This window comes from Martelella radicis (assembly GCF_014196625.1).
Classification (GTDB): domain Bacteria; phylum Pseudomonadota; class Alphaproteobacteria; order Rhizobiales; family Rhizobiaceae; genus Martelella; species Martelella radicis.
Genome location: NZ_JACIDZ010000009.1, coordinates 182,010 through 207,297, shown reverse-complemented (window position 1 = coordinate 207,297; position 25,288 = coordinate 182,010). Strand labels below are relative to the sequence as shown.

Annotated in this window: 29 protein-coding genes and 1 tRNA gene; 13 read left to right on the top strand and 17 right to left on the bottom strand. The window is 61.2% G+C overall.

What is annotated here, in order from left to right:
• On the top strand, positions 1-330 hold a 330-nt coding region (locus tag GGR30_RS23230; RefSeq protein ID WP_210288059.1), incomplete at its 5' end, for a hypothetical protein.
• A 160-nt stretch (positions 331-490) separates the two neighbouring features.
• Here GGR30_RS23230 and GGR30_RS14590 read toward each other — a convergent pair.
• A tRNA-Ser gene (locus tag GGR30_RS14590) sits at positions 491-580 on the bottom strand.
• A gap of 432 nt (positions 581-1,012) precedes the next feature.
• Here GGR30_RS14590 and msrA point away from each other — a divergent pair.
• The 9 genes from msrA (at position 1,013) to deoA (ending at position 9,934) form a co-directional block, all read left to right on the top strand.
• Positions 1,013-1,666, top strand: a complete 654-nt coding sequence (msrA, locus tag GGR30_RS14585; protein WP_183487568.1) for a peptide-methionine (S)-S-oxide reductase MsrA — start codon at positions 1,013-1,015, stop codon at positions 1,664-1,666.
• 254 nt (positions 1,667-1,920) lie between these two features.
• Positions 1,921-2,910 (top strand): BMP family lipoprotein, encoded by a 990-nt coding sequence (locus tag GGR30_RS14580; RefSeq protein WP_183487530.1) that lies wholly within the window; start codon positions 1,921-1,923, stop codon positions 2,908-2,910.
• 129 nt (positions 2,911-3,039) lie between these two features.
• Positions 3,040-4,551 (top strand): ABC transporter ATP-binding protein, encoded by a 1,512-nt coding sequence (locus GGR30_RS14575; RefSeq protein ID WP_183487528.1) that lies wholly within the window; start codon positions 3,040-3,042, stop codon positions 4,549-4,551.
• Between the two features lie 7 nt (positions 4,552-4,558).
• Positions 4,559-5,671 (top strand): ABC transporter permease, encoded by a 1,113-nt coding sequence (locus GGR30_RS14570; RefSeq protein WP_183487526.1) that lies wholly within the window; start codon positions 4,559-4,561, stop codon positions 5,669-5,671.
• 3 nt (positions 5,672-5,674) lie between these two features.
• On the top strand, positions 5,675-6,646 hold the full coding sequence (locus GGR30_RS14565) for an ABC transporter permease (protein WP_183487524.1): 972 nt from the start codon (positions 5,675-5,677) through the stop codon (positions 6,644-6,646).
• A gap of 3 nt (positions 6,647-6,649) precedes the next feature.
• Complete coding sequence (gene cdd / locus GGR30_RS14560) at positions 6,650-7,048, top strand: cytidine deaminase (protein ID WP_183487522.1); 399 nt, start codon at positions 6,650-6,652, stop codon at positions 7,046-7,048.
• Positions 7,045-7,839, top strand: coding sequence for a purine-nucleoside phosphorylase (locus GGR30_RS14555; protein WP_183487520.1), 795 nt, complete (start codon positions 7,045-7,047; stop codon positions 7,837-7,839). Before cdd ends, GGR30_RS14555 begins: the two co-directional genes overlap by 4 nt.
• Before the next feature lie 3 nt (positions 7,840-7,842).
• Complete coding sequence (deoC, locus tag GGR30_RS14550; RefSeq protein ID WP_183487518.1) at positions 7,843-8,616, top strand: deoxyribose-phosphate aldolase; 774 nt, start codon at positions 7,843-7,845, stop codon at positions 8,614-8,616.
• A 7-nt stretch (positions 8,617-8,623) separates the two neighbouring features.
• Positions 8,624-9,934, top strand: coding sequence for a thymidine phosphorylase (gene deoA, locus GGR30_RS14545; RefSeq protein WP_183487516.1), 1,311 nt, complete (start codon positions 8,624-8,626; stop codon positions 9,932-9,934).
• 115 nt (positions 9,935-10,049) lie between these two features.
• Here deoA and GGR30_RS14540 read toward each other — a convergent pair whose 3' ends face one another.
• The 7 genes from GGR30_RS14540 to purU form a co-directional block, all read right to left on the bottom strand.
• Entirely contained in the window at positions 10,050-10,322 is a 273-nt protein-coding gene (locus tag GGR30_RS14540; protein ID WP_183487514.1) for an usg protein, read from the bottom strand.
• A gap of 136 nt (positions 10,323-10,458) precedes the next feature.
• On the bottom strand, positions 10,459-11,271 hold the full coding sequence (locus tag GGR30_RS14535) for an aldo/keto reductase (protein WP_183487512.1): 813 nt from the start codon (positions 11,269-11,271) through the stop codon (positions 10,459-10,461).
• A gap of 35 nt (positions 11,272-11,306) precedes the next feature.
• Positions 11,307-12,323 carry an aldo/keto reductase gene (locus GGR30_RS14530; RefSeq protein WP_210288057.1) on the bottom strand — a complete coding sequence of 339 codons (1,017 nt, stop codon included), beginning with the start codon at positions 12,321-12,323 and terminating at the stop codon, positions 11,307-11,309.
• A gap of 117 nt (positions 12,324-12,440) precedes the next feature.
• Complete coding sequence (locus GGR30_RS14525; protein WP_183487510.1) at positions 12,441-12,857, bottom strand: hypothetical protein; 417 nt, start codon at positions 12,855-12,857, stop codon at positions 12,441-12,443.
• Between the two features lie 3 nt (positions 12,858-12,860).
• Positions 12,861-13,190: an ElaB/YgaM/YqjD family protein gene (locus tag GGR30_RS14520; RefSeq protein ID WP_183487508.1), complete on the bottom strand. Its 330-nt coding sequence runs from the start codon at positions 13,188-13,190 to the stop codon at positions 12,861-12,863.
• Between the two features lie 192 nt (positions 13,191-13,382).
• Positions 13,383-13,592 (bottom strand): hypothetical protein, encoded by a 210-nt coding sequence (locus GGR30_RS14515; RefSeq protein ID WP_183487506.1) that lies wholly within the window; start codon positions 13,590-13,592, stop codon positions 13,383-13,385.
• A 449-nt stretch (positions 13,593-14,041) separates the two neighbouring features.
• Positions 14,042-14,926, bottom strand: coding sequence for a formyltetrahydrofolate deformylase (gene purU, locus GGR30_RS14510; RefSeq protein ID WP_183487503.1), 885 nt, complete (start codon positions 14,924-14,926; stop codon positions 14,042-14,044).
• Between the two features lie 327 nt (positions 14,927-15,253).
• On the opposite strand from purU, the gene cel5A reads away from it, so the two are divergent.
• Complete coding sequence (cel5A, locus tag GGR30_RS14505; protein WP_183487500.1) at positions 15,254-16,360, top strand: endoglucanase Cel5A; 1,107 nt, start codon at positions 15,254-15,256, stop codon at positions 16,358-16,360.
• A 95-nt stretch (positions 16,361-16,455) separates the two neighbouring features.
• Here cel5A and epmA read toward each other — a convergent pair whose 3' ends face one another.
• Complete coding sequence (gene epmA, locus GGR30_RS14500) at positions 16,456-17,517, bottom strand: EF-P lysine aminoacylase EpmA (RefSeq protein WP_183487498.1); 1,062 nt, start codon at positions 17,515-17,517, stop codon at positions 16,456-16,458.
• 142 nt (positions 17,518-17,659) lie between these two features.
• Here epmA and efp point away from each other — a divergent pair, with 142 nt between their 5' ends.
• A complete protein-coding gene (efp, locus tag GGR30_RS14495) occupies positions 17,660-18,229 on the top strand; it encodes an elongation factor P (protein ID WP_138747493.1) in 570 nt (189 codons plus the stop codon).
• Positions 18,230-18,288: 59 nt separating this feature from the next.
• On the opposite strand, the gene GGR30_RS14490 is transcribed toward efp, so the two are convergent.
• Positions 18,289-19,773 carry an NAD-dependent succinate-semialdehyde dehydrogenase gene (locus GGR30_RS14490; protein WP_183487496.1) on the bottom strand — a complete coding sequence of 495 codons (1,485 nt, stop codon included), beginning with the start codon at positions 19,771-19,773 and terminating at the stop codon, positions 18,289-18,291.
• A 295-nt stretch (positions 19,774-20,068) separates the two neighbouring features.
• On the opposite strand from GGR30_RS14490, the gene GGR30_RS14485 reads away from it, so the two are divergent.
• Positions 20,069-20,311 (top strand): Lrp/AsnC family transcriptional regulator, encoded by a 243-nt coding sequence (locus GGR30_RS14485; protein WP_183487495.1) that lies wholly within the window; start codon positions 20,069-20,071, stop codon positions 20,309-20,311.
• A gap of 40 nt (positions 20,312-20,351) precedes the next feature.
• On the opposite strand, the gene folD is transcribed toward GGR30_RS14485, so the two are convergent.
• The 7 genes from folD to GGR30_RS14450 all read right to left on the bottom strand — a co-directional run bounded on the left by folD (position 20,352) and on the right by GGR30_RS14450 (position 25,144).
• Positions 20,352-21,251: a bifunctional methylenetetrahydrofolate dehydrogenase/methenyltetrahydrofolate cyclohydrolase FolD gene (gene folD / locus GGR30_RS14480; RefSeq protein WP_183487493.1), complete on the bottom strand. Its 900-nt coding sequence runs from the start codon at positions 21,249-21,251 to the stop codon at positions 20,352-20,354.
• 110 nt (positions 21,252-21,361) lie between these two features.
• A complete protein-coding gene (locus tag GGR30_RS14475) occupies positions 21,362-21,847 on the bottom strand; it encodes a F0F1 ATP synthase subunit B (RefSeq protein WP_024706029.1) in 486 nt (161 codons plus the stop codon).
• 2 nt (positions 21,848-21,849) lie between these two features.
• Positions 21,850-22,431 carry a F0F1 ATP synthase subunit B gene (locus tag GGR30_RS14470; protein ID WP_183487491.1) on the bottom strand — a complete coding sequence of 194 codons (582 nt, stop codon included), beginning with the start codon at positions 22,429-22,431 and terminating at the stop codon, positions 21,850-21,852.
• 80 nt (positions 22,432-22,511) lie between these two features.
• Positions 22,512-22,739, bottom strand: a complete 228-nt coding sequence (locus GGR30_RS14465) for a F0F1 ATP synthase subunit C (RefSeq protein ID WP_018063478.1) — start codon at positions 22,737-22,739, stop codon at positions 22,512-22,514.
• 87 nt (positions 22,740-22,826) lie between these two features.
• On the bottom strand, positions 22,827-23,579 hold the full coding sequence (locus tag GGR30_RS14460; RefSeq protein ID WP_183487489.1) for a F0F1 ATP synthase subunit A: 753 nt from the start codon (positions 23,577-23,579) through the stop codon (positions 22,827-22,829).
• Positions 23,580-23,643: 64 nt separating this feature from the next.
• Entirely contained in the window at positions 23,644-23,988 is a 345-nt protein-coding gene (locus tag GGR30_RS14455) for an AtpZ/AtpI family protein (RefSeq protein WP_183487487.1), read from the bottom strand.
• 178 nt (positions 23,989-24,166) lie between these two features.
• The gene (locus GGR30_RS14450; RefSeq protein ID WP_183487485.1) at positions 24,167-25,144 is read right to left on the bottom strand and encodes a magnesium transporter CorA family protein; all 978 of its coding nucleotides are present in this window, start codon (positions 25,142-25,144) and stop codon (positions 24,167-24,169) included.
• Positions 25,145-25,288 lie beyond the last annotated feature (144 nt).

Genomic DNA, 25,288 nt, shown 5'->3' with positions numbered 1-25,288 from the left:
CCGCTCAAAACATGCGAGGGAAGGTTGGAACATGGGTCAATTCTCAATGGAAATATCAGGCCACACCGGGTCAGTTCTCAGTGGCAATCAACACCCGCCCAGAGACAGCGTGTCCAGCAGCGTCTCCTGAACGCGGAGACGCTGGCCACCAGAATCCTCCAGCGCCATCAGCACGAACTGGATGCGATGGCCAAAGCGCTGATTGAGGACCGCGAACTGGTCGGTAAACGTCTGCATAAAATGCTCGAGAGGATCACGCCGGATACCGGCATCCTGGAAGTCAGTACGAGAGAAACGGCTAATGACAAGGAAACGAACCAGCCACGATAGCGAACGCCGGCTTCATCGGCTACGGTAGGAAAGGCAGAGTCGAAAAACCAGAACAAGAAAGCTCGGCCTCGACTTTTGCGCCGGAATGTACCTTGAAATGTACCTCAACCAATCCTGGAAAGAAAACCATGAATAAAATCATGCTGCTAGGACGAGGTAATGGCGGACAGAGAGGGATTCGAACCCTCGATACGGTTGCCCGTATACACGCGTTCCAGGCGTGCGCCTTCGACCACTCGGCCACCTGTCCGTCCCGGTACCGCGTCGGTGAAACCGAAGGGTGGGACCGGCGCGATATATACCGATGCCGTGGCGATGATCAACCCGAATCTGACAGATTTTTGAATTGTTTCGAAAGCGCATGAGCCCGCAACAAAGTGCGGGGAACCGAAAGGCACCGGCGCGGCATGGAGCCATGTGAAGGCGCGGGCAGCAGGCGGTCTTGCGCAAAGGCCGTCTTGTCGCGGCCGGTTTCGTTTCTTATCTGAAGACCAGGATCAGTCGCCTGCCGCCCTTCGGGTGCTGATAACGCAGGGAACAGGGTGGCCTATCTACTCGTTCTGTCGGATCGGCGCGGAAAGCGCGTTTTCGCTGAAATGCCCTTTCGCTCCGTCCTTTCGTTGTTTTGACGCTTCGCCAAAGTCGGGAAGGCCGCCTGTCGGCGAAATGCTCCAAGGAGACCATCATGTTTTTTTCCGCCTTCAACAGGGAAAAGACGGTCATGCCGTCGACTGACACCGCCCTGCCCGGACGATCGGATCCCATTCCCACGGCAGAACGCCATTTCGTCAACGGCCGCCCGCTTGCCCCGCCTTATCCGGACGGCATGAAGGAAGTGCAGTTCGGCATGGGCTGCTTCTGGGGCGCGGAGCGCCTGCTTTGGCAGACGCCTGGCGTCTACGTCACCGTCTCGGGCTATGCCGGCGGCATCACGCCAAATCCGACCTACGAGGAAACCTGCACCGGGCTCACCGGCCATGCCGAGGTCGTGCGCGTCATCTATGATCCCGAGAAGGTCAGTCTCGATGATCTGCTGAAACTGTTCTTCGAGGCCCATGACCCGACCCAGGGCATGCGCCAGGGCAATGATATCGGCACCACCTATCGCTCTGCGATCTACCTCGAGGATGCTGAGGAGCTGAAACGCGCCGAGACGGTGCGTGATCGTTTCCAGCAGGCGCTCAAGGCCAGCGGCCGCGATGACCTGATCACCACGGAAATCGCGAAGGCGGGCGCGTTCTACCCAGCGGAAGACTATCACCAGCAATATCTCGCCAAGAACCCGGCCGGCTATTGCGGATTAAAGGGCACCGGCGTTTCCTGCCCGATCGGCTGAGACCGCCTGCGGCATCGCCCGGCATCAGGAGGGAGCGCGATCGCGCTTCCTTTTTTGTTGGCTGGATGCAGGCTTCTGGAATGTGCACTTCATTTTTGCCCATCGGGTAAATTTTGTGATGAAATTTTGTCGAAGCCGTGCAACGATATGCCTTAAACCGGTCTTCTGCGGCCGGTCCGTGTATCAGGAGGGGGCAATCGCGCCTGCCGCCGAACAGGGTCCATGAGCACACTCACAGGGAACAGAGCTGCGTTATGAAGAAAACTATCCTCAGCCTTATTGCCGTTGCCGCAATGTCGACATCCGCACTGGCCGATTTCAAGCCCGCCCTTGTCTACGGCACAGGCGGCAAATTCGACAAATCCTTCAACGAGTCGGCCTATAACGGCGCGGAGAAGTTCAAGGCCGACACCGGCGTCGAATATCGCGACTTCGAGCCGACCGGCGACGCCCAGGGCGAGCAGGCGATCCTCAACTTCGCCTCCCAGGGCTTCAGTCCCGTCGTGGCGCTGTCCTTTGCCTGGAAATCCGCCGTCGAGAAGATTGCGCCGCAGTTCCCCGATACCGAATTCTACATCGTCGATGACGTGATCGAGGCCCCCAACGTCCAGTCCGTCGTCTTCAAGGAAGAACAGGGTTCCTATCTCGTCGGCCTTCTGGCAGCGATGAAATCGGAAACCGGCACGGTCGGCTTCGTCGGCGGCATGGATATTCCGCTGATCCATAAATTCGGCTGCGGCTATGCCCAGGGTGCCAAGGCCGCCAATGGCGATGCCACAATCCTGCGCAACTTCGTCGGCACCACGGGTGCTGCCTGGAACGACCCGGTCAAGGCCGGCGAGCTTACCAAGAACCAGATGGACCAGGGCGCCGACGTGATCTACGCGGCAGCCGGCGCCTCGGGCCTCGGCGTGCTGCAGGCCGCCGCCGATGCCGAGGAATATTCGATCGGCGTCGACAGCAACCAGAACTATGTACACCCCGGCTCGGTACTGACCTCCATGGTCAAGCGCGTCGACAACGCCGTCTATGACGCCTTCAAGGCCAGCCAGGACGGCAAGTTTGAAGCTGGCGTCAACTCGCTCGGCGTTGCCGACAACGGTGTCGGCTGGGCCTATGACGAGTACAACAAGCCGCTGATCACCGAAGACATGCTGGCCGCCGTCGAAAAGGCGAAGGAAGGCATCGTTTCCGGCGAGATCGAGGTGCACGACTACTCCGTCGACAACACCTGCCCCTACTGATCCTGCATCGCGTTCGGACGGGCACGCCCGTAGCGTGCCCGTCCGCTCTTCCGGATCTTTTTCGCCTGCCTTCGGCAGAGCCTCCTGAGCGCCATGGCGCGCGATCCTCGTTTGGGAGTTAACAAGCTTTTGAGCACACCGCCCGCAATCGAACTTATCGGTATCGACAAGAGCTTCGGGCCCGTTCACGCCAACAAGAACATCAATTTGAAGGTCGAGAAGGGTTCCATCCACGGCATTATCGGTGAAAACGGAGCCGGGAAATCGACCCTGATGTCGATCCTCTATGGTTTCTATCAGGCCGACCGCGGCGAGATCCGCGTCAACGGCAAGCCGCTCGAAATCGCCGACAGTGACGACGCCATCGCCGCCGGCATCGGCATGGTCCATCAGCACTTCATGCTGGTGGAGGATTTCACCGTGCTGGAAAACGTCATGCTCGGCGCCGAAGGAGGCTCGCTTCTCAATCGAGGCGAGAGCAAGGCCCGCAAGGAACTGAAGCGACTTGAGAGCGAATACGGCCTCGAGGTCGATCCCGACGCCATCATAGAACAACTGCCCGTCGGCCTGCAGCAGCGCGTGGAAATCCTGAAGGCCATGTTCCGCGGCGCGGAGATCCTGATCCTCGACGAGCCGACCGGCGTGCTCACGCCAGCGGAGGCCGATCACCTGTTCCGCATTCTCGGCATGCTGCGCGACCAGGGGCATACGGTCATCTTCATCACCCACAAGCTGCGCGAGATCATGGCGATTACCGACGAGGTCTCCGTCATGCGCCGCGGCGAAATGGTCGCCACCCGCAAGACCGCAGAGACGACGGTCGAGGAACTGGCCGAGCTGATGGTTGGCCGCCGCGTGCTCCTTCGCGTGGAAAAGGGCGAGGCAAACCCCAGCGATGTCGCCCTTTCGGTCCGCAACTTGACGGTGCACGACAATCGCGGCGTGCCGATGGTGAAGAACATCTCCTTTGATGTGCGCGCCGGCGAGATCGTCGGCATTGCCGGCGTTGCCGGAAATGGTCAGTCGGAGCTTCTGGAAGCGCTTTCCGGCATCCGCAAGCCGCATTCGGGCGAGATCTATGTCCACGGCAAGAAGATCGTCAACGCCAATCCCGCCACCTACCGCAAGATCGGCGTCGCCCATATTCCCGAGGACCGGCACCATATGGGCCTGATTTTGCCGTTCGAGGAGCGCGAAAACAGCATTCTCGGCTATCATCAGCTTGAGAAATACGGACGCGGCGGCGTGCTGAACCGCCAGGCGATCCTGGATGACGCGCGCGAGAAGATCGAGAAATATGATATCCGCCCGCCAAACCCGCTTTTGAAGACGGCGAACTTTTCCGGCGGCAACCAGCAGAAGATCGTGGTGGCCCGCGAGATCGAACGCGATCCGGATATCCTGCTTGTCGGCCAGCCGACGCGCGGCGTCGATATCGGCGCGATCGAATTCATCCACCGGCGCATCATCGACATGCGCGACAGCGGCAAGGCCGTGCTTCTGGTCTCCGTCGAGCTCGACGAGATCCGCGCCCTTGCCGACCGCATCCTGGTGATGTTCGCCGGCGAGAACGTCGGCGAGGCAGCCCCCGATGCCGGCGAACAACAACTCGGCCTGATGATGGCCGGCATAGCGTCTTGAGGTAGACATGAGCGCCGCCAACACGCCCCTGCCCGGCTGGGTCACTTTCTTCCTGATGCCGCTATTGAACCTTCTCACCGCCCTGATCATATCCGGCCTGGTGATCTGGATGATCGGCCAGAATCCCTTCGAAGCCCTGAGCGTTCTTCTCAACGGCGCGCTCGGCAACGGCATGGGGATCGGCTTCACCCTTTATTACGCCACCAATTTCATCTTCACCGGGCTCTCGGTGGCGATGGCCTATCACGCCGGGCTGTTCAATATCGGTTCGGAAGGCCAGGCCTATGTCGGCGGGCTCGGTTGCGCACTGGTGGCGCTTGCCCTCGACCAGTATGTCCCGTGGTATGTGACCATGCCATTTGCCATTCTGGGTGCGGGCATTTTCGGCGCGGCCTGGGCCTTCATTCCGGCCTGGCTGCAGGCCAAGCGCGGCAGCCATATCGTGATCACCACGATCATGTTCAACTTCATTGGCGCCGCACTGATGGTCTATCTTCTGGTCCATGTGCTCAAACCCGCCGGCGCCATGTCGCCGGAAACCCGCGGCTTCGGCCCCGGCGGCCAGTTGCCGGATCTCGACTGGCTGATGGCGATGTTCGGCTCCAGACTCGGGCCTGCACCGCTCAACGTCTCCTTCATCATCGGTCTCGTCATGTGCGTGGCCGTCTGGTTCCTGATCTGGCGCACCAAGTTCGGTTATTCGGTGCGCGCGCTCGGCATGAGCAAGACGGCCGCCACCTATGCCGGCATTCCCTATGCGCGTACGGTGATCATCACCATGCTTCTGTCCGGCGGTCTTGCCGGCATGATGGCGCTGAATGTGGTGATGGGGTCCGCCGACCGGCTGCAGGTGGAATTCGTCGGCGGCGCAGGCTTCGTCGGCATCGCCGTCTCGCTGATGGGACGCAACCATCCGCTCGGCATCCTGCTGGCGGCGATCCTGTTCGGCATTCTCTATCAGGGCGGCGCGCAGCTCTCCTTCATGATGCCGCAGATCACCCGCGACATGATCGTGATGATCCAGGGCCTCGTCATCCTGTTTGCCGGCGCGCTCGAATTCCTCTACCGCCCGGCACTTGTCAGGGTGTTTTCCAGAAGACAGATGCTGGCGGAGGCTTAAGCGATGCATACGGTTGATATCATTGTCGGCATGCTCGGCTCGACCATCCGCCTGTCGATCCCGCTGATCTTCACTGCCCTGGCCGGCCTGTTTTCAGAGCGCTCCGGCATTTTCGACATCGGCCTCGAGGGCAAGATGCTGGCCTCGGCCTTCGCCTCGGCCGTGGTTGCCTACTACACCGGCTCGCCATGGCTCGGGCTTCTGGGCGGCATCGGTGTCTCCATCCTTTTCAGCCTTGTCCACGGCTATGCATCGATCACCGCGCGCGGCAACCAGATCGTTTCCGGCGTGGCGCTCAACTTCGTCGCCGCTGGTCTTACGGTCGTACTCGGCAATGCCTGGTTTCGCCAGGGCGGACGCACGCCGCAGCTTGACAACACGGCCCGTTTTACCGGCATCGATTTTCCCGGCGCCGAAGCTGCAGGCGAAATGGGCTTTTTCGGCAAATTCTACGCCGACGTGATCTCGGGCCAGAACATTCTCGTCTACCTTGCCTTCATCACCGTGCCAATCGTCTGGTGGGTGGTCTACAAAACCCGTTTCGGATTGAGGCTGCGCGCTGTCGGCGAAAATCCCGGCGCGGTGGATACCGCCGGCATCTCTGTGATCTGGCTGCGCTACCGCGCCATCATCATCGCCGGTTTTCTCTGCGGCTTCTCCGGCACTTATCTGGCAATCGCCCAGTCGGCCTCGTTCATCAACAACATGTCCGCCGGCAAGGGCTATATCGCACTCGCTGCACTGATCTTCGCGAAATGGAAGCCGATCCCGGTGATGTTCGCCTGCCTGCTATTCGGTTTCCTCGATGCGTTCTCGAACTTCATGCAGGGCAAGGCCATGCCGCTGATCGGCGAGGTGCCGGTTCAGTTCTATCAGGCCCTGCCCTATATCCTGACTTGCGTGCTTTTGGCCGGCTTCATCGGCACCGCCCGCCCGCCGAAAGCCGGCGGCGTTCCCTATACCAAGGAGCGGTAGGCGATGACGACGCCAGAAGAACTGTTCGAAACGGCCCGCAAGGCGAGCGCCAAAGCCTATGCGCCCTATTCGAAGTTTCCGGTGGGGGCCGCCCTCCTGACTGAGGACGGCCAGGTGTTTGCCGGCGCCAATGTGGAAAACCTCGCTTTCCCGGAAGGCATCTGTGCGGAAGGCGTCGCGATCGGCCACATGGTGATGGGCGGCGCGCTGAAAATCAAGGCAGCGGCCGTCTATGCGCCCCGGCTTGCGCTCTGCCCGCCCTGCGGCGGGTGCCGGCAGAAGCTGGCCGAGTTTTCCGATCCGGACACCAAGGTCTATCTTTGTGACGATGGCGGCGTGCGCGAGACGGTCACGGTCGCCGAACTGCTGCCGCATGCCTTTCAGACCGGTGAGATCGGATGAGCGACGCTGCTCTCCTTCTCCGAAAGGCGCTTGGGGATCTAAAACCCCGCACAGCAATGGTGCTGGGCTCCGGTCTCGGCGGCGTGGCCGATGCTCTCGCCGACAAGCAGTCGTTCGCCTTTTCCGAGCTACCGGGCTTTCCGGTCGGCGGCGTCAGCGGCCATGAAGGCTCCGTCCTGGCCGGCAGGCTCGCCGATAAACCGGTGATCATGCTCTCCGGTCGGGTGCACTATTATGAACAGGGCGATGCAGCAGCCATGCGCGTGCCGCTCGAAACCCTGGCAGCGCTTGGCATCGAGGAACTGCTGCTGACGAATGCCGCCGGTTCGCTGCGCCAGGACATGCCGCCGGGCTCGGTAATGCTGATTACCGACCATATCAATTACTCGGGAATGAACCCGTTGATCGGCGAGAAAACCGATCGCCGCTTCACGGGAATGAGCCAGGCCTATGACGCCGGCCTGGCCGATGCGATGCGCCGGGCGTCCCGGGATTTGGATATTGCCCTTGCCGAAGGCGTCTATATGTGGTTTTCAGGTCCGAGTTTCGAAACACCGGCGGAAATCCGCATGGCCCGGACGCTGGGCGCCGACGCGGTCGGCATGTCCACAGTGCCCGAGGTCATTCTGGCGCGCTTTCTGGGTCTGAAGGTCGTCGCGGCTTCCGTTATCACGAATTTCGGCGCAGGCATGAGCCAGGGTGAACTCGGCCACGAGGAAACCAAGGAAATGGCGCCGATCGGCGGCCGCAAGCTGGCTGCCATTGTCAAACGCCTGATTGGCGAGGGGTAGGCCATGAAACATCATACAGAGCAGGAAGCCGCTTCGGTTTCGCTTTCGCTCCTGGACCTGACGAACCTTTCCGATGACTGCACCGAAAAGGACATCGAGGCGCTGATCGCGCGCGCCTACACGCCCTACGGCACGCCGGCGGCGATCTGCATCTGGCCGCGCTTCGTGAGCCTCGCCCGGCAGATGCTCGGCACCGACCACATGATCAAGATCGCCACCGTGGTCAATTTCCCCTCCGGCGACATGTCGATCAGCGCAGTGGAGGAAGAAACCGAACAGGCGATCCGCGACGGCGCTGACGAGATCGATCTCGTCATTCCCTATAACAAGCTGAAGGCGGGCAATGAGTGGGCGGTCAGCGAAATGATCCGCGCCATCCGTTTCCTCTGCCGCGAGCCCGTTACGCTCAAGGTGATCCTCGAAACCGGCGAACTGGCCGATGCGGCGCTCATCCGCAAGGCGGCCACGATCGCCATTGCCGAGGGCGCGGACTTCATCAAGACCTCGACCGGAAAGGTCAAGGTGAATGCCACGCTTGAGGCCGCCGACATCATGCTCGGCGTCATCCGCGAGGCGGGCAGACGGGTCGGCTTCAAGCCGGCGGGCGGCATCTCCTCGGTGCGCGACGCGCAGCTTTACCTGAGCCTCGCCGAAACGGTGATGGGCGAGGGCTGGGTGATGCCGACGACCTTCCGCTTCGGCGCTTCCGGACTTCTCGATGACATCCAGGGCGTGCTCGCGGGCAAGCAATCGACCGTGACCGGCGGCGGCTACTAGGCCGCCGATGCTGGCGCAGGAGACGATCCGCAGGAAACGCGACGGCTTCGCGCTTTCGGCCGAAGAAATCACGGAGTTCGTCCGCGCGCTGTCAGACGAGACGCTTTCCGAAGCGCAGGCCGCTGCCTTCGCCATGGCCGTCTATTTTCAGGGCATGGACGAGGCGGAGACCGTTGCGCTGACCCTTGCCATGCGCGACAGCGGTACGGTTCTCGCCTGGCCCGACATTGACCGACCGGTGGCCGACAAGCATTCGACCGGCGGAATCGGCGACAATGTCTCGCTGATGCTGGCGCCGATCGCGGCGGCGGCCGGCCTTGCCGTACCGATGATCTCCGGGCGCGGGCTCGGGCCCACCGGCGGCACGCTCGACAAGCTGGAATCCATTCCGGGCTACGATGTCAGCCCCGACGAGGCAGCTCTGCGGCGCACGATGGCCGAAACAGGCTGCGCCATTATCGGCCAGACCGGCGCGCTGGCGCCCGCCGACAAACGGCTTTACGCGATCCGCGACGTCACGGCGACGGTGGAATCCATGCCGCTGATCGTCTCCTCGATCCTGTCGAAGAAGCTTGCCGCCGGACTCCAGTCGCTGGTGCTCGACGTCAAGTTCGGCAACGGCGCCTTCATGACGAGCGCCGCCGACGCTACGGATCTCGCGCGACGCCTCGTCAAGGTCGCCAATGGCGCCGGCCTGCCAACGACCGCGCTGGTGACCGACATGAACGAGCCCCTTGCCGATGCGGTCGGCAATGCCGTCGAGATCGAAAACGCGCTTTCCTTTCTCAAGGGCGAGAAGACGGGCACGCGGCTAGAGAAGCTCGTCATGGAACTGGCCGCCGGGATGATCGTCGGCGCGGGTCTCGCAGAGGATCCGGCATCTGCCCAAGCCATTGCCGCGAATGCGCTCTCAAGCGGCCGCGCGATGGAAACGTTCTCGAAGATGGTCGCCTCACTCGGCGGACCGCCCGATTTTGTCGAGAAGTCCGAAACCTATCTGCCGAAAGCGCCTGTCATCCGCCCCGTCGCGGCGCCGCGGACAGGCTATCTCGCCGCGACGGACGCGCGGGCGCTGGGCATTGGCGTCGTCACGCTTGGCGGCGGACGCAGCAAACCCGGCGAGCGCATCGACCATCGCGTTGGCTTTTCCGGGCTCCTGCCGCTCGGCGCGTTTGTCGAGGCAGGCGCGCCACTCGGCCTCGTCCACGCGGCGACAGCGGGCGATTGCGAGACCGCGATGCAGACGCTGCGCGACGCCTATGTGATCAGGGATGAGGCGCCCGCCGAGCGCCCGCAGGTAATCGAGCGGATCGGCTAGCGCATCGGCTCGAAAATCGGAATCGATTTTCGAAAAGAACGATGCGCAGATTCAATAAGTTAGAGCGTCCTTTGTGCGTCCTAAAGGACGCACGGCGCTCTAAGCCTGAGCGCGATCAGTGCAGCGTGATCTCGCCGGAGACCTGTCGCCATTCATTCGGACCGATCAGCCGCTTGTGGGCATAGCGGACCGAATGCAGCGGCCCGTCCAGGTTCTGCTTCCAGAAATCAAGAAATTTGTGCATCTGCGGAAAGTCCGGCGCGAGATCGTAGTCCTGCCAGAGATAGGTCTGGAGAAGACTGTCGAAATCGGGGAGACGGTAGAGAATATGGGCCGTGGTCAGCCCGTAGCCGGCAAGCTGCATTTCAAGTTCGGAAGCAAATCGCATGTTCCACCTCATTGAAGTTGACAATTTCAAAGGCTGACGTATTTTCGCGACGGCTTCAATCCGAAATTTGATTTTTGCGATATTTTTCAAAGACTTGTCAGCAAAGCCCTGCGAGTGCTGCCAAGTCTTTTGTCGCTCAGTCCCAGTCCGGCGCCCATTCCGGGTCGATCAGCCGTTCGCCCTTGTCGAGGGCTCTCAGATGTCCGATCTCGTCCTGCGAGAGTTCGATGTCGGCGGCCGCAAGATTCGATTTCACCCGTTCCGGCTTGCTCGAGGTGGGGATTACCACATGGCCTTCCGCCATCAGGAAGGCAAGCGCGATTTCGCCCTCGGATACGCCATGGGCCGCGCCGATTGCCTTGAGTGTCGGATCTCCCGCAATCTTGCCCTGCGCCAGCGGCGAGTAGGCGGTGAAGGCGATGCCATGACTGTCGCAATAATCGGCAACCAGCCGGTTCTGGTGGAAGACATGGCATTCGACCTGATTGGCAGCGATCTTGCGATCGCCGAGCAAACCGGCAGCCTTGTCCATCAGCCCGCGGGTGAAATTGGAAACGCCGATCCGTTTGGCAAGGCCGGCATCATGCACGTCGGCCAGCCGGCCGATATAGTCCTCGAATGCCGGCCCGCCGGCGCGACCCGGCCAGTGCAGCAACAGGAGATCGATTTCCGCGCCGCCAAGCTTCTCGAGGCTCTCCTCGACGCTCTTTCGGAAGGCGTCCTCGCCGTAATTGTCGATCCACACCTTGGTCGTCACGAAGAGTTCGTCCCGGTTCAGACCGGAGTCGGCAAGCGCGCGGCCGACCTCGGCCTCATTGCCATAGGCCTGGGCCGTGTCGATATGGCGGTAGCCGGCCTCGAGGGCGGCAAGCACCGTCCTGTAGGCCTCGTCGCCGCGTCTTTTCCATGTGCCGAAGCCGATTTGGGGGATGCCGTTGATGGTTTTCATGTTTTCGTCTCCAGACTTCCGTGCGTCGCGCCAGTTCAGGGGCGTGCGGGCCCGCTGCCGGCGCCGGTCTTCTCGATCGCAGCGGCAATCGCGTCGAGGTCGTCATCATCAAGTTCCAGGCTGGCGGCGGCAATCCAGCCGTCGATCTGTTCGGGCTTTCGCGCGCCGACGATCGCGCCGGTCAGCCCCGGCCAGGCCAGAACCCAGGCGATGGCAATGGCTGCCTGGCTGACGCCGTGGCGTTCGGCCACCGGCTTCAGCGCTTCGGCCAGCGCCAGATTGGCCTCAAGCGCCTCGCCATTGAAGTTGCCATTGTTCTTGCGCCAGTCATCATCGGGCAGCGCGGCGGCACGCTCTCTCGAGAAGCGCCCTGTCAAAAGGCCGGCCTGCATCGGGCTGTAGCAGATCACGCCGGTTCCGTTCGCCCGCGCCCAGGGCAGAAGCTCGGCCGCCGTGTCGCGACGGATCGCGGAAAAGGGCGGCTGCAGCGTATCGACATGGCCAATCGCCTCGGCCTCTTCGAGCTGGTCGATGCCGTGATTGGAGAGGCCGATGGCCCGCACCTTGCCCTCGGCCTTCAACTCGCACATCGCACCCCAGTATTCGGCAAGCGGCACGTCGTTCGACGGCCAGTGGATCTGCATCAGGTCGATTGCCTCGACGCCGAGCCGCTTCAGCGACGCGTCCGTCTGCGCCCGCAGGCTTTGCGGATTGCCGACACGTTTCGGCGTTTCCATCGGATCATCATCGTTCCAGACCATGCCGCACTTGGTGAAGACAAAGGGGCGTTGCGATGGCGCCATGCCGGCAATCGCCCTGCCGACGACCTCTTCCGAATGTCCGAGGCCGTAAACGGAGGCGGTGTCGATCCAGTTTATCCCGGCATCGACTGCCCTGCGAATGGCGGCAATGGAATCGCTGTCGTCCTGCGCGCCCCATCCGGCTGCCCAACCGCCGCCGCCGACGGCCCAGGCGCCGAAGCCGGCGCGGGTAATCATCATGTCGGTGGCGCCGAGTTGGCGTTTCGGCAAATCTTCTGGTGCAATTGTCATGAAATCTCCCCCGAGAAAACCGCGTCCGTTCAACGGACGCTATCGCGACCTCCCGGCGTCACTGCCGGAAGCATCAAAAAGGCGGCCTTGCGCCGCCCTGTCCAGCCAAAGCCGGTGCTATTTCTTCTGGAAGGCCCGCGCCAGAACGAAGGCGAGACCCGCGACCGCAGTCAGGCCGGAGATCGGCTTCTGCTTCATCATCACCGGGACGACGCCGAGAACGCCTTCGAGCATTTCTTCGGTCGCGTATTTGGCCGCGCGGTAACGCCGCCGTTCCGCGCGGTTCATCAGCATCGCATAGGCAAGCACGAAGATCGCGAGCGTGAGCGAGGCAATGGCCACGGTCAACGCAGCGCCGAGCGGGCCAAAAATCTCTGCCAGATAGATGGCGAGCGCTATCACGCCGCTCACATAGGAGGACATGAACAGAAACAGCAGGATGACGAACAGGACGGCGTTCCGCCTGGCTGAACGCGCAACCATGCGGCCATCAATTGCCATGATGGCCGCCGTCAGAGAGATGAACCGATCCATGCCTTAACGCCGCGTCAGCAGCGCGGCCAGGAAGCCGAAACCGGCGGCCATCAAGATGGACTGCAGCGGACGGCTGCGGATGTGATCCTCGATATCCTCTTCGATCGACATCGCTTCCTCGCGCGCCCGGTCATAGGCCTCATGACCCTTCTTGGTCGCGTCTTCGCGGAATTTCTCGGCGCGGGCTCTTGCATCGGACGCCTTCTCATTGCCAAGCGTGCCGATCAGCTTCGTCAGGCCGGCAATATCCTCGCGCAGTTGGTCGATCTGCGCCTGGATGTCGGCCTCGGTCGTCTTGCCAGCCTGTCCACCGGTGCTTTTGGTTTCTGCCATATTGGATCTCCCAAATTTGAGTTCGGCCACTGCACTCACCAACGCGCAAGCGTCCTGTTTGTTCCGGCATGCCGACGCCGATTTTCCGGCGCGGAACCGGAATGAGAGCCGCGTGCCGACAGGCGAAGCTTACGCCTGCCATGAGGCCGGCACAATAGGAATCAAAGAGCGGAACGCAAGCCGCGCGACCGCTTAGCCGGCAGCAGCCACCCGGGCAGGATCATCACCCGACCAACGCGAGAGATGCTCCCTTATGGCTGCCCGCAATTCATCCATTGTGCCGTAGAGGCCGCCATCCAGTGCGTGGACGTGAAACTTGACGGCGACAAATCTGAGCCGCCCGTTTTCGGGTATGACGATCCCGACCGGCTGGCCACCGAATTCAACCATCTGCTTTTTCATGATTACCAACCCCGGCCAGAGACAATGACCGGCCAATTTGTTTCAACCCTTGTGTGCAGCCATAGAGGCCCTGAAGCCTGCGCGACAGCATCGGAGCGCACCCGGCACGCAACTGGCTTCGTTCAGGTTTTCTGTTTTCAGCGCCTCGAAAGACATTGAACGCTCCCGTATAGCGAAGGGTTTGACAAAATTGCGATAGGTCGGGTTTTACCCGAAAAATAAACCAAAAACCAAGCTTATATTTTATCTATATCGTCGAAATTCTTCAAAAACATGTCAAAGCAAGGCTGGAGAAGAAAACTTAATTCCCGGTCGCGCTGCCTAAATCCAGCAGCCTCACACTAGATAGAGAGGCCTCGATTCCAGACAAGAGGGGCGGCCGATAAAATTGGCCGCCCCCGCTATAATACAACCATTTGATGCACGAAACCGATGGAAAGGACTGGCGCCTAGCCCATTCGCTCGGAAGCGTAGGAGCCTGCCGAGGGCGGGAAGACAACCGTGCGATTGCCGTTGACGAAAACCCGATGGTGAATATGGGCGTGGATCGCGCGCGCCAGCACCAGCGCCTCGACATCCCTGCCGAGGGCGACGTAGTCCTGCGGGCTCTGGGCATGGGTGATGCGCACCGTTTCCTGCTCGATGATCGGCCCTTCGTCGAGCTCCGGCGTGACGTAGTGCGCCGTGGCCCCGATCAGCTTGACCCCGCGCTGATAGGCCTGCTTGTAGGGGTTCGCCCCCTTGAAGGATGGCAGGAAGGAGTGGTGGATATTGATCACCTGGCCCGCCATCTTGCGACACAACTCATCCGAGAGCACCTGCATGTAGCGCGCCAGCACCACGAGTTCGGCGTCCGTCTGGTCGATCAGCTCGAAGAGACGCGCCTCTGCGGCGGGCTTGGTCTCGCGGGTGACCGGAATGTGGTAGAACGGAATGTCATGATTGACGACCAGTTTCTGGTAGTCGAGGTGGTTCGAGACCACGCCGACGATATCGATCGGCAGCGCGCCGATTCGCCAGCGATAAAGCAGGTCGTTCAGACAATGCCCGAACCGCGAAACCATGATCAGCGTCTTCAGACGGTAGGCGCCGTCATGGAAGCTGTAGTCCATGTCAAAGGGCTCGGCGATCTCCGCGAAACCCTCACGCAGGGCATCAAGCCCCGTGCCGGTTTCGGAGATGAAGCTGATCCTGATGAAGAAGCGGCCCGTTTCCAGATCGTCGAACTGGGAACTGTCGATAATGTTGCAGCCCTCCGTCGCCAGATAGCCGGAGATGGCCGCGACAATGCCGCGCGTTGAGGGGCATGTAACCGTGAGCACGAAATCTTTCATTGTCGTTTCCCGTTCAATGAGCGCCGGCTGTCGCGGATCGGAGCAGCCGACCGGTCATAAAGGCTGGCGGGTGCGCTTTCAACCGCCTCTCGGCCATCTGACTATGGCGCGCGGCCCGACGCTGTAACATCCACGACTCAAAGATGCGGATTGCCGCCAATCGCGCCTCACCGTTTGTTTTCTCGGCTCACCCGACGCACTATGATTGTTGGTGAAACGCCGAGCCCGGCTTGACTTGTTCGGGCCCTGCCGCGTTATAGTTTGACGATGACTGTCATGACGGGGTCACCCGCCCGAAGGCGGAACGGATGATTGGAGTATCAGTATATGCGTCGCTTGAGGGGATATGCGCCATGCCGGTCTTTCACGACAAAGCTCAAAAGGCGGCTTGCTGTCGCCGCCATCGCGGCCACGACGCTTTCCATGGCGCTGTCCTCGACGGCCCTTGCCGCGCAGAATTGTAAACTGATGCTGCACGGCATCAATGTAGCAGGCGCCGAATTCGGCCAACCTGGCGACCCTTACGGGCAGGGCTATATCTACCCCTCCAAGGAGACGATCGATTCGCTCGCCCAGGACAAGTTCAACGCGATCCGCCTGCCCTTTCTCTGGGAGCGGCTGCAGCCGACGCTGAACGGCGTGTTCGATGCCACGGAACTGTCGCGCATGCAAACGACCATCGCCGCAGCCCGCGACAACGACATGATCGTCATCCTCGACCCGCATAATTACGCGCGCTATCGCGGCCAGGTCATCGGAAGCCCAGACGTGCCGGTCGAGGCCTTCGCTGATTTCTGGAAAAGGCTTTCCGCCGTCTTCGCCAATGACGACGATATCATCTTCGGCCTGATGAACGAGCCGCACGATATCGAGGCCCCCGAATGGCTGACCGCCGCCAATGCGGCGATCGCCGCGATCCGCAATATCGGCGCCGGCAATCTGATCTTCGTTCCGGGCACAGCCTGGACCGGCGCCCATAGCTGGGAGCAGACCTTTTACGGGCCGTCAAACGCCTCGGTGATGACCGGCGTGGTCGACCCCGTCAACAATTTCGCCTTCGAAGTGCACCAGTACTCCGACGCCGATTTCTCGGGCAAGGCCAATGACTGCAGCCATATCGACGGTGCAGTCGATGCCATCAAGAACTTCACGGACTGGCTGAACGCCAATAATTACCAGGGCTTTCTGGGCGAATTCGGCACGACCGACCAGATCAATTGCCTGCGCGGTCTGAAGCAGATGGTCGACATTATCCAGAACGACCAGAAGGCCTGGGTCGGCTGGGCCTACTGGGCAAGCGGCGAGTGGTGGCCGAAGGACGCGCCGATGATCATCCATCCCGATCTCAGGAACGGCGGAAGCGCTCAACTGCGCACACTCCAACCCATTCTCGCCGATGACGGCACGCCCCGCAACGTCTGCGAAGGCGGCTGACACCGAGACACCCGTCTTTGGAGGGAACGCGGAACCGCCCTGTCGGCGTGACGCCTTCCTGTGAAAATCGGGCATTTCACCCAAGGTCGAGGCGCCTAGCCGTCGACCGGCGCCCAGAGCACGTCCTCGATCCGGCGCGCGCCCGTGGACAGCATGACCAGCCGGTCGAAGCCGAGCGCGATCCCGCTTGCCGGCGGCATATGGCCAAGCGCGTCGAGAAAGTCCTCGTCAATCGGATAGATCTCACCGTAAATGCGCTTTTTCTCGGCCATATCAGCCTCGAACCGGCGGCGCTGCTCGGTTGCGTCGGTCAACTCGCCGAAACCGTTGGCAAGCTCCACGCCGCACAGATAGAGTTCGAAACGCTCACTCACGCGCGGATCATCGGCGCTTTTGCGGGCAAGGGCCGCTTCGGGCGCGGGATAGGCATCGAGCAGCGTCGGCCGGCCATGGCCGAGATTGGGCTCGATCCGCTCCACAAGCACGCGCGAGAAAAGGTCCGACCAGCTATCGTCCTCTCCATAGCGAAACCCTTCCGCCATCATCTGGCGCGCAAGCGCCTCGCGGTCAGTTTCGCCGGCAGATGCGATCGTCTTCAGAAGGTCGATCCCCGCATAGCGCTCGAAAGCCTCCGCCACGCTCAGCCGTTCGATTGAGGCGAAGGGATCGCACCGGCTCTCGCGCCAGGAGAAAACGTCTGCGCCCGAAGCCCTGGCCGCAAGCGCGAGCAGCTCCGCGCAATCGGAAAACAGCCTCTCATAGGGTGCATGGGCGCGATACCACTCCACCATGGTGAACTCCGGATGGTGAAGCGGCCCGCGCTCTCGGTTTCGGTAGACATGGGAAAAGGCGACCAGTCGCTCCTCGCCCGCCGCCAGCAGCTTCTTGGCGGCAAATTCCGGCGAGGTATGCAGGTACATCGTCCGCGCCATGCCGTCATTGCCGATCATCGCCGTCGAAAAGCCATGCAGATGGGTCTCGTTGCCGGGCGAAACCTGCAGCGCCGGCAGGTCTGCCTCCATGAAGCCCTCGTCCGCGAACCAGCCGCGCATTGCGGCCATGATCCGGTTTCGGGCGATGAGCGCCGGCCGCCGGTCGTGATGCCGGTCTGCGCGCCACCAGCGGGCATTCGCGGCGCGATTGTTTTCATCCGGCATTCCCAAGCCTTTCCTTGCCGATCACCGCAATCCGGCGTTTGGCACTGGAATTCAGGGCGAATTTGCGTTAGTCCCCCTCTCACGAAATCAAAGGGAGTGCGCGGTCTATAGATAGTCCCGGCCGCCAAAGCAAGGAAGTCTCATGGTCAAGGTCATTGCCTCGTCGCTGCGCAAGGGCAATGTCGTCGATGTCGACGGCAAGCTCTATGTCGTTCTTACCGCCCAGAATTTTCACCCCGGCAAGGGCACGCCCGTAACCCAGGTGGACATGCGCCGCATCGCCGACGGCACCAAGGTCTCCGAACGCTGGAAGACGACCGAGCAGGTGGAGCGGGCCTTCGTCGAGGACACCGACCATACCTTCCTCTATAACGACGCCGAAGGGTTCCACTTCATGAACCCTCAGACCTACGACCAGCTCACCATGAGCCCGGATGATGTGGGGGATGCCGCCAACTACCTGTCGGAAGGCATGACGGTGATCCTGTCGATCCATGAGGGCGTCGCCATCGCGCTGGAACTGCCGCGTCATGTTACCCTGGAAATCACGGAGACGGAGCCGGTGGTCAAGGGCCAGACGGCGTCCTCCTCCTACAAGCCGGCGATGCTGTCAAACGGCGTGCGCACCATGGTGCCGCCGCATATCGACGCCGGCACCCGCGTGGTGATCCTCACGGAAGATGGCTCCTATGTCGAGCGCGCCAAGGACTGATGTTTCCTTGTTGCGAATATGAGAAAGGCGGGCCACTGAGCCCGCCTTTTTTGTTTTCGCTACGCGATGCCGCCGAGGCAGATATATTTCAGCTCGGTATAGTCATCGAGGCCGTATTTGGAGCCTTCGCGGCCGAGGCCGGACTGCTTGACGCCGCCGAAGGGCGCGACCTCGGTGGAAATGAGACCCGTGTTGACGCCGACAATGCCGTATTCAAGCGCCTCGGCAACCCGGAAAATCTTCGCCACGTCCGAGGAGAAGAAATAGGAGGCGAGGCCGAATTCGGTGTCATTCGCCATGCGGATCACATCCTCCTCGATCTCGAAGCGGAACAGTGGCGCGACCGGCCCGAAGGTTTCCTCGCGCGCGCATTTCATCTCCGGCGTGACGCCGGTCAGAACCGTCGGCTGGAAGAAGAGGCCGCCCTTTTCGTGACGCCCGCCGCCGAGCGTGATCTCGGCGCCCTTCGAGACCGCATCCTGAATGTGATCCTGAACCTTTTCGACCGCATTCTCGTCGATCATCGGACCGATATCCATGCCTTCGGCCATGCCGTCTCCGACCTTCAGGCCCTCCACCCGTTTTGCAAGCTTTTCGGCGAAGGCGTCATAGACGCCGGACTGCACATAAAGCCGGTTGGCGCACACGCAGGTCTGGCCGGCATTGCGGTATTTGGAGGCGATCGCACCTTCGACCGCAGCATCGAGATCGGCGTCGTCGAACACCATGAAGGGGGCATTGCCGCCAAGTTCCAGCCCGAGCTTCTTGATCTGGTCGGCGCCCTGGCGCATCAGAATGCGGCCAACTTCGGTCGAACCGGTGAAGGTGATCTTGCGCACGCGATCATCCTCGCTGAAGGCCTTGCCGACCATGGAGGAGGAGGTAGCGGTGACCACCGAGAACAGACCCGCAGGAAGCCCGGCCTGTTCGGCCAGATAGGCAAGCGCGAGCGCCGAAAGCGGTGTCAGCTGGGCCGGCTTGGAAATGATCGAGCAGCCGGCGGCGAGCGCCGGAGCCATTTTGCGCGCGAGCATGGCATTCGGAAAGTTCCACGGCGTGATCGCGCCGACGACGCCCACAGGCTGGCGGATGACCATGATGCGCTTGTCGGCCTGATGACCCGGAATGATGTCGCCATAGGCGCGCTTGGCCTCCTCGCCGAACCACTCGACATAGGCTGCGCCATAGAGGATCTCGCCGCGGGCCTCCGCCCAGGGCTTGCCCATCTCGACGGTCAGGATCGTCGCGAGATCATCGGCATTGGCGACCATCAGGTCGTAGAGTTTGCGCAGGACCGCCGCGCGCTCCTTGCCCGTCCTCTTCGCCCAGGACTTCTGCGCCGCGTGCGCTGCGTCGATCGCCTTGTCGACGTCTTCCCTGTCGCAATCAGGCAGTGTTGCAATCACTTCGCCCGTTGCCGGGTTGGTGACATCGAAGGTCTTGCCGCCGGTTGCAGTTTCGGTCCAGGCACCGGCGACGAATGCGCCGGAGCGAGCGAGCGACTTGTCCTTCAGCCGATCCGTGAGCAGTTGCGATATGGCCATGAATGTTCTCCCTGTTGTCTCTGTCCTCAACGCCGAGCCCGGTGGTCATTGTTCCGGTCTGTCCGGCGAAAGCTTGTCCTTCGGCACCTTAGTCCGGAACAGATGCCACCACCTTCCCGTCATGCTTATAGCAATCATTTAATTATATATATCGGAATATTGTATCAATATAATAAATTTAAAAACGCGAGGCATTTGCGGCGACGGTGATTTTCCGTTAGGTGACAATTGTTTCAACAGTTGCGATCGCGGCGACCTGCCGCTCCGTGTGCGGCGACCCGCGTCAGGATAGACCATGCAAACCATTTTCGTGCAGTTCAAATGCCATCCCGGCCAGGCCTATGATGTCGCAGACGTCGTGGTGCGCACGCTCGAGGAAACTTCGGAAATCTACTCGACATCCGGCCATTATGACCTTCTGGCAAAGTTCTATCTGCCGGCCGAAACCGATATCGGCCACTTCGTCACCAGCAAGCTTCAGACGATCGACGGCGTGAAGGACACATTCACCCTCGTCACCTTCAAGGCGTTCAACTGAGGGTCAGAGCCGGGCCTCCTTGGGCCTCCGGAGACCGGCTTCAGAAGCGCGGCGCTTCAAGACCGACGGCGCGATAGGCCGCGATCACCGTATTGGCCATCAGCATGGTGATCGTCATCGGCCCGACGCCGCCGGGTACCGGCGTAATCGCGCCGGCGACGGGCTCGCAGGCAGCAAAGTCGACATCGCCGAGAAGCCTTGTCTTGCCTTCGCCGCGCTCGGGCGCAGGCACCCGGGTGATACCGACATCGATCACCGTCGCACCTGGCTTCACCCAATCGGCCTTGACCATTTCCGCCCTGCCAGTGGCCGCCACCAGAATATCGGCGTTACGGCAGGCCGCCGCCAGATCGGCCGTTCGCGAATGCGCCATGGTGACGGTGGCGTTCGCCTGCAACAAAAGCCTGCCCATGGGCTTTCCGAAGAGGTTGGAGCGGCCGATGACGACGGCGTTGAGGCCTGAGAGGTCATCGCCGTGGATCGAACGGACGAGGATCATCGCGCCGGCGGGCGTGCAGGAAATCAGGCCGGTCTTCAGATCGCCCACGGCGAGCTTGCCGGCGTTGACGATCGAAAGCCCGTCGACATCCTTTTCCGGGCGGATCATCTGGATTACTGGAAACTCGTCAAGATGACCGGGCAGCGGAAGCTGCACCAGAATGCCGTGGATCGCCGGATCGGCATTGAGCTCGCCGACGACCTTTTCAAGCTCTTCCTGGCTGGTATCGGCATCGAGCGTTACCTGCACCGAGTGAAAGCCGCATTCCTTGGCGCGCTTGCCCTTCGCGGTGACATAGGTATGACTGGCGGCATCGTCGCCAACGATCACCACCGCAAGCCCCGGCACCACGCCTTTGGCCCTGTGAAGTTCAGCCGCCGCCGCCTTGATCTTTTCGACCACCTCTGCGGCAATCGCCTTGCCGTCAATACGTTCTGCCATCTGGTCACTCCCGGATTGAGGATGCTGCGGCCCTGTCAGCTTGCCGCAAACAAAAACGGCAAGCGCCGAAGCGCTTGCCGATATTCTTCTTCAAAAAGGCATATGCGCCCTCAGTTGAGCCGCGTCTTGACCGAGTCGACGGACTTCGAAAACAGCTTCGACTGAACGGCAGGCGTCGCCTTCTTTTCCAGAACGATACGCGCCGCTTCCACGGCGACATCGACGGCAGCGCCACGCACGGCCTCGATGGCATCATGCTCGGCCTGGCGGATCTTCTGCTCGGAAAAGGCGGTGCGGCGCTCGACATATTCTTCCGTCTTGCGGCGGGCCTCTTCCTTGATCGCCTGGGCCTCGCGTTCGGCGGCGGCAACGATATCCTTGGCTTCTTCCTCGGCCTCGCGGCGCTTGCGCTGATAGTCGGCCAGAACATGCTGGGCCTCCTCGCGCAGACGCTTGGCTTCCGCCAGTTCATCGCGAATCTCGTCCGCGCGCGAGTCAAGCGAGCGAAGCATGATGCCGGGGACCTTGAAATAGGCCACGACGATGAAGAACAGGATCAGGCCGACAAAGGCATAAAATGTCGCGTCAAGTGCCATGATCAGCCCTCCTTGGCCGATGAAACGGCCGCTTCCACGTCGCCCTTGGCCACGCGCCCGCCGATGAGGTGGGTCACGATCTGGGCGGCGGTGTCTTCGGCAATCGTGCCGACTTCGGCCAGCGCTTCGGAGCGAACCTTCTCGATCCGGGCATTGGCTTCGGAAAGCTTCTTGCCAAGCTCGGCCTCGAGCTCGGCCCGTTCGGCCTCCGCTTCGGCACGAGCCTTTTCGGCGGCAGCCGCCGAAATCGAACGCGCTTCGTCACGCGCCCGAGCAAGTTCCTTCTCGTAAGCGGCAATCGCGGCATCGGCCTCGTTGCGCAGCCTTTCGGCCTCATCGAGATCCTGGGCAATCCGGTCATGCCGGTCTTCCAGAATGGAGCCGACACGCGGGACGATGACCCGCTTCATCACCAGATAGAAGATGCCGAACGTAATGGCCAGCCACAGGATCTGCGACGGAAAGGTCGCAAAATCAAATGGCGGGAACACCTGTTCCTCGTGATGCTCGAGTTCGGCCAGCGTTGTCTCGGTATACGCTTCCGCGCCTTCCGATGTCTGCGCCAGAGCCGGTGTCACAATCATGCTCGCCTCCAGAGGTCTTCGATAACGATGTCACGGCGTTCTAAGCAAACGCCGTGACCAAAACGTCAGACCGTTTAAACTTAAACGGCAAAGAGCAGGAGAAGAGCGACGAGCAGCGAGAAGATGCCGAGCGCTTCGGTCACGGCAAAGCCGAAGACCAGGCGGCCGAACTGGCTGTCGGCTGCAGAGGGGTTACGCAGGGCGCCGGTGAGGTAGTCACCGAAGATACGGCCCAGACCCATGGAGGTTGCACCCATGCCGAGGCATGCAATACCGGCACCAATGAACTTTGCTGCTTCCGCTTCCATAAAAGAACTCCTTCGAAAGAATGGGTTGTTGCGGCTTAATAGCGATGCCGGTCCGCGCTGTCCAGCCGGACCGACAGAGTTTATTCCCTAGTGATCGCCTGCGTTAACGGCATCGTTAAGATACATGCAGGTCAGGACTGCAAACACATAGGCCTGCAGGAAGGCCACCAGGAATTCCAGCGCCGTCAGAGCGACGGTCATGGCCAGAGGCAGGATGGCGCCCCCGGTTCCGATCGTGCCGATCGCGCTCAGCGAGACGACGAAGCCGGCAAAAACCTTGAGGGTGATGTGACCGGCGAGCATATTGGCGAAAAGACGAACCGACAGGCTGATGGGACGCGAGAGAAACGAAACGATCTCGATCATCGTCACCAACGGCAACAGCATTGCCGGAACGCCGGAAGGCACGAACACCTTGAAGAAACCGAAGCCGTGCTTGTAGACGCCGTAGCCGACCACCACGCTCATCACCAGAATGGCAAGAGCAAAGGTCACCACGATCTGGCTGGTCACGGAGAAGAAGTAAGGGAACATGCCGATCAGATTGGCTGTCAGCAGGAACAGGAAGAGCGTCAGCACGAAGGGGAAGAACACCATGCCCTTCGTTCCGGCCCCCTCTCTCAGCATCGAGGCCACGAATTCGTAAAGCAGTTCGGCGATCGACTGGGTGCGCGAGGGAATAAGGCCGCGCTTGGACGTCGCCAGATACATGAAGCCGGCGGCAGCACCGACGGTGACCGCCATGAACAGCGATGCATTGGTGAAGGAAAAGTCCAGTCCGCCGACATTGATCGGTACGATGTTGTGGATCTGAAACTGATGGGTCGGATCGTTTGCCACCTGTGCTCTCTCTTCTCACCTTGCGCGCGCCCGCTTGGGGCGGCCATGCGCGCAGAACCAAACTCTATTTCCCGTCTTTCTTAAGACGGTCTTCCGGCTCAGCCACATAACCGACGGAGCGCAACACATTCAAGACCCCGGCGCCAAAACCGAGAAGCAGAAAGCCGATCATGCCCCAGGGGCCGGTTCCGGCAAACTTGTCGAGGAGAAAACCGATCATGAAACCGACGAAAATGGCGGCCATGAATTCGCTCGAAAGCTTCAGGCCCTTCGACATCTCGCGCCGGTCATTGGCGGATGTCTCCGCCTTCTTCCCGCTTTCTCCATCCTGACCCTTCCGCAGCGCGCCAAGTTCGTTGGCCAGCCGCTTGCGGCGTTCTTCCAAGTCCTCCTGCCCGTCCTCAGCCATCAAATCCGCTTTCCTGGAAAATCCGCCTTGGCCGAAATGGCCTCGGTGGACGTTTCAGCAATGCGATAAAGCCTTTGGGACCCCCCGGTCAAGTCGCGCGCACCATAGTTTTCACGGCCATGCTAGTCAAGCTTCCACGCAACCGCAATTGCGCAACTGGATTTGTTCGACCAAAGCCCTAGAACCAGCCGCGCGAGCGCAGCCAGTAGATGGCGAGAACGCCGGTCATGAGCATGCCCACAATGGCGGCCGGATAGCCGTATGCCCAGTGCAATTCGGGCATGCGATCGAAGTTCATGCCGTAGATGCCGGCAATCAGCATCGGCGGCGCGAAGACCACGGAAACCACGGAGAACAGCTTCATGATGTTGTTTTGTTCGAGGTTGACGAGACCGAGCGACGAATCAAGCAGGAAGGAAATGTTGGACGAGACGAAACTCGCATGTTCCGACAAGGACTGGATGTCGTGGGCGACGATGCGGCAGAGATCCTTGGTCGGCTTGTCGTCGCGCACGCGGCCGAGCGCCTGCACATAGGTGGAAAGCCGCGCCAGCGTGATCAGGCTGTCGCGCGTCTTGCTGACGAGACGGTGATAGGTCGAGATCTCGATCAGCCGCTCCTCGAGCTCGGCCGGCGGGCGGCGACGTCCGCGCACGCCCTCGCCGAACACCGCAATCGAGATATTATCGATCTTTGCGACCGCCAGTTCCAGGATTTCTGCCGTGCGATCGACGATCGTGTCGAGCAGGTGGGCGAGAACCCGCGCGCCCTGCCCGGGCCCGATATCGAGACGCTTCAGGTCGGCGGCAAACAGGAAGAAAGGCTTCGGCTCGGCGTGGCGGATTGTCACAAGCCGGCCTTCGGCAAGGATGAAGCCGACATCGGTGAGCTGCGCCAAGCCGAAATCCACGTTCATCACGATCGAGGCGGTCATGTAGACGGCGTTACCCTCGGTATAATAGCGGCTGGAAGGCTCGATGTTCTTCAGCGTCTCGCGGGTCGGCAGCATCACGCCCAGGAGCGTTTCCATGTGCTGCATGTCGGCTTCGGTCGGATCGAGCATGTCGATCCAGATCACGTCTTCGCCGAGCGGTTCCGCCGTGCCGCCTGACGGCAAGGCCGTCTTGACACCGCCGACCCTGTAGAGATGGATCATCTGAACCCCGCCTTTTGCCCTCGCGCTTGCCTCTACTGGCTACCCAAGCATAAATGGCAGGGCAAGAGTGTTTTTTAACGCCGCGCCGCCAGGCAGCATCTTTACCATGGCCGCAAGGGGGAAGACACGCACCGACATGACCAG

Excerpts from the sequence above, each read along its gene's own strand:
- GGR30_RS14580 (WP_183487530.1), top strand. The coding sequence starts at position 1,921 with ATGAAGAAAACTATCCTCAGCCTTATTGCCGTTGCCGCAATGTCGACA.
- GGR30_RS14570 (WP_183487526.1), top strand. The coding sequence starts at position 4,559 with ATGAGCGCCGCCAACACGCCCCTGCCCGGCTGGGTCACTTTCTTCCTG.
- GGR30_RS14565 (WP_183487524.1), top strand. The coding sequence starts at position 5,675 with ATGCATACGGTTGATATCATTGTCGGCATGCTCGGCTCGACCATCCGC.
- cdd (WP_183487522.1), top strand. The coding sequence starts at position 6,650 with ATGACGACGCCAGAAGAACTGTTCGAAACGGCCCGCAAGGCGAGCGCC.
- GGR30_RS14555 (WP_183487520.1), top strand. The coding sequence starts at position 7,045 with ATGAGCGACGCTGCTCTCCTTCTCCGAAAGGCGCTTGGGGATCTAAAA.
- deoC (WP_183487518.1), top strand. The coding sequence starts at position 7,843 with ATGAAACATCATACAGAGCAGGAAGCCGCTTCGGTTTCGCTTTCGCTC.
- deoA (WP_183487516.1), top strand. The coding sequence starts at position 8,624 with ATGCTGGCGCAGGAGACGATCCGCAGGAAACGCGACGGCTTCGCGCTT.
- GGR30_RS14540 (WP_183487514.1), bottom strand. The coding sequence starts at position 10,322 with ATGCGATTTGCTTCCGAACTTGAAATGCAGCTTGCCGGCTACGGGCTG.
- GGR30_RS14535 (WP_183487512.1), bottom strand. The coding sequence starts at position 11,271 with ATGAAAACCATCAACGGCATCCCCCAAATCGGCTTCGGCACATGGAAA.
- GGR30_RS14530 (WP_210288057.1), bottom strand. The coding sequence starts at position 12,323 with ATGACAATTGCACCAGAAGATTTGCCGAAACGCCAACTCGGCGCCACC.
- GGR30_RS14525 (WP_183487510.1), bottom strand. The coding sequence starts at position 12,857 with ATGGATCGGTTCATCTCTCTGACGGCGGCCATCATGGCAATTGATGGC.
- GGR30_RS14520 (WP_183487508.1), bottom strand. The coding sequence starts at position 13,190 with ATGGCAGAAACCAAAAGCACCGGTGGACAGGCTGGCAAGACGACCGAG.
- GGR30_RS14515 (WP_183487506.1), bottom strand. The coding sequence starts at position 13,592 with ATGAAAAAGCAGATGGTTGAATTCGGTGGCCAGCCGGTCGGGATCGTC.
- purU (WP_183487503.1), bottom strand. The coding sequence starts at position 14,926 with ATGAAAGATTTCGTGCTCACGGTTACATGCCCCTCAACGCGCGGCATT.
- cel5A (WP_183487500.1), top strand. The coding sequence starts at position 15,254 with ATGCGTCGCTTGAGGGGATATGCGCCATGCCGGTCTTTCACGACAAAG.
- epmA (WP_183487498.1), bottom strand. The coding sequence starts at position 17,517 with ATGCCGGATGAAAACAATCGCGCCGCGAATGCCCGCTGGTGGCGCGCA.
- efp (WP_138747493.1), top strand. The coding sequence starts at position 17,660 with ATGGTCAAGGTCATTGCCTCGTCGCTGCGCAAGGGCAATGTCGTCGAT.
- GGR30_RS14490 (WP_183487496.1), bottom strand. The coding sequence starts at position 19,773 with ATGGCCATATCGCAACTGCTCACGGATCGGCTGAAGGACAAGTCGCTC.
- GGR30_RS14485 (WP_183487495.1), top strand. The coding sequence starts at position 20,069 with ATGCAAACCATTTTCGTGCAGTTCAAATGCCATCCCGGCCAGGCCTAT.
- folD (WP_183487493.1), bottom strand. The coding sequence starts at position 21,251 with ATGGCAGAACGTATTGACGGCAAGGCGATTGCCGCAGAGGTGGTCGAA.
- GGR30_RS14475 (WP_024706029.1), bottom strand. The coding sequence starts at position 21,847 with ATGGCACTTGACGCGACATTTTATGCCTTTGTCGGCCTGATCCTGTTC.
- GGR30_RS14470 (WP_183487491.1), bottom strand. The coding sequence starts at position 22,431 with ATGATTGTGACACCGGCTCTGGCGCAGACATCGGAAGGCGCGGAAGCG.
- GGR30_RS14465 (WP_018063478.1), bottom strand. The coding sequence starts at position 22,739 with ATGGAAGCGGAAGCAGCAAAGTTCATTGGTGCCGGTATTGCATGCCTC.
- GGR30_RS14455 (WP_183487487.1), bottom strand. The coding sequence starts at position 23,988 with ATGGCTGAGGACGGGCAGGAGGACTTGGAAGAACGCCGCAAGCGGCTG.
- GGR30_RS14450 (WP_183487485.1), bottom strand. The coding sequence starts at position 25,144 with ATGATCCATCTCTACAGGGTCGGCGGTGTCAAGACGGCCTTGCCGTCA.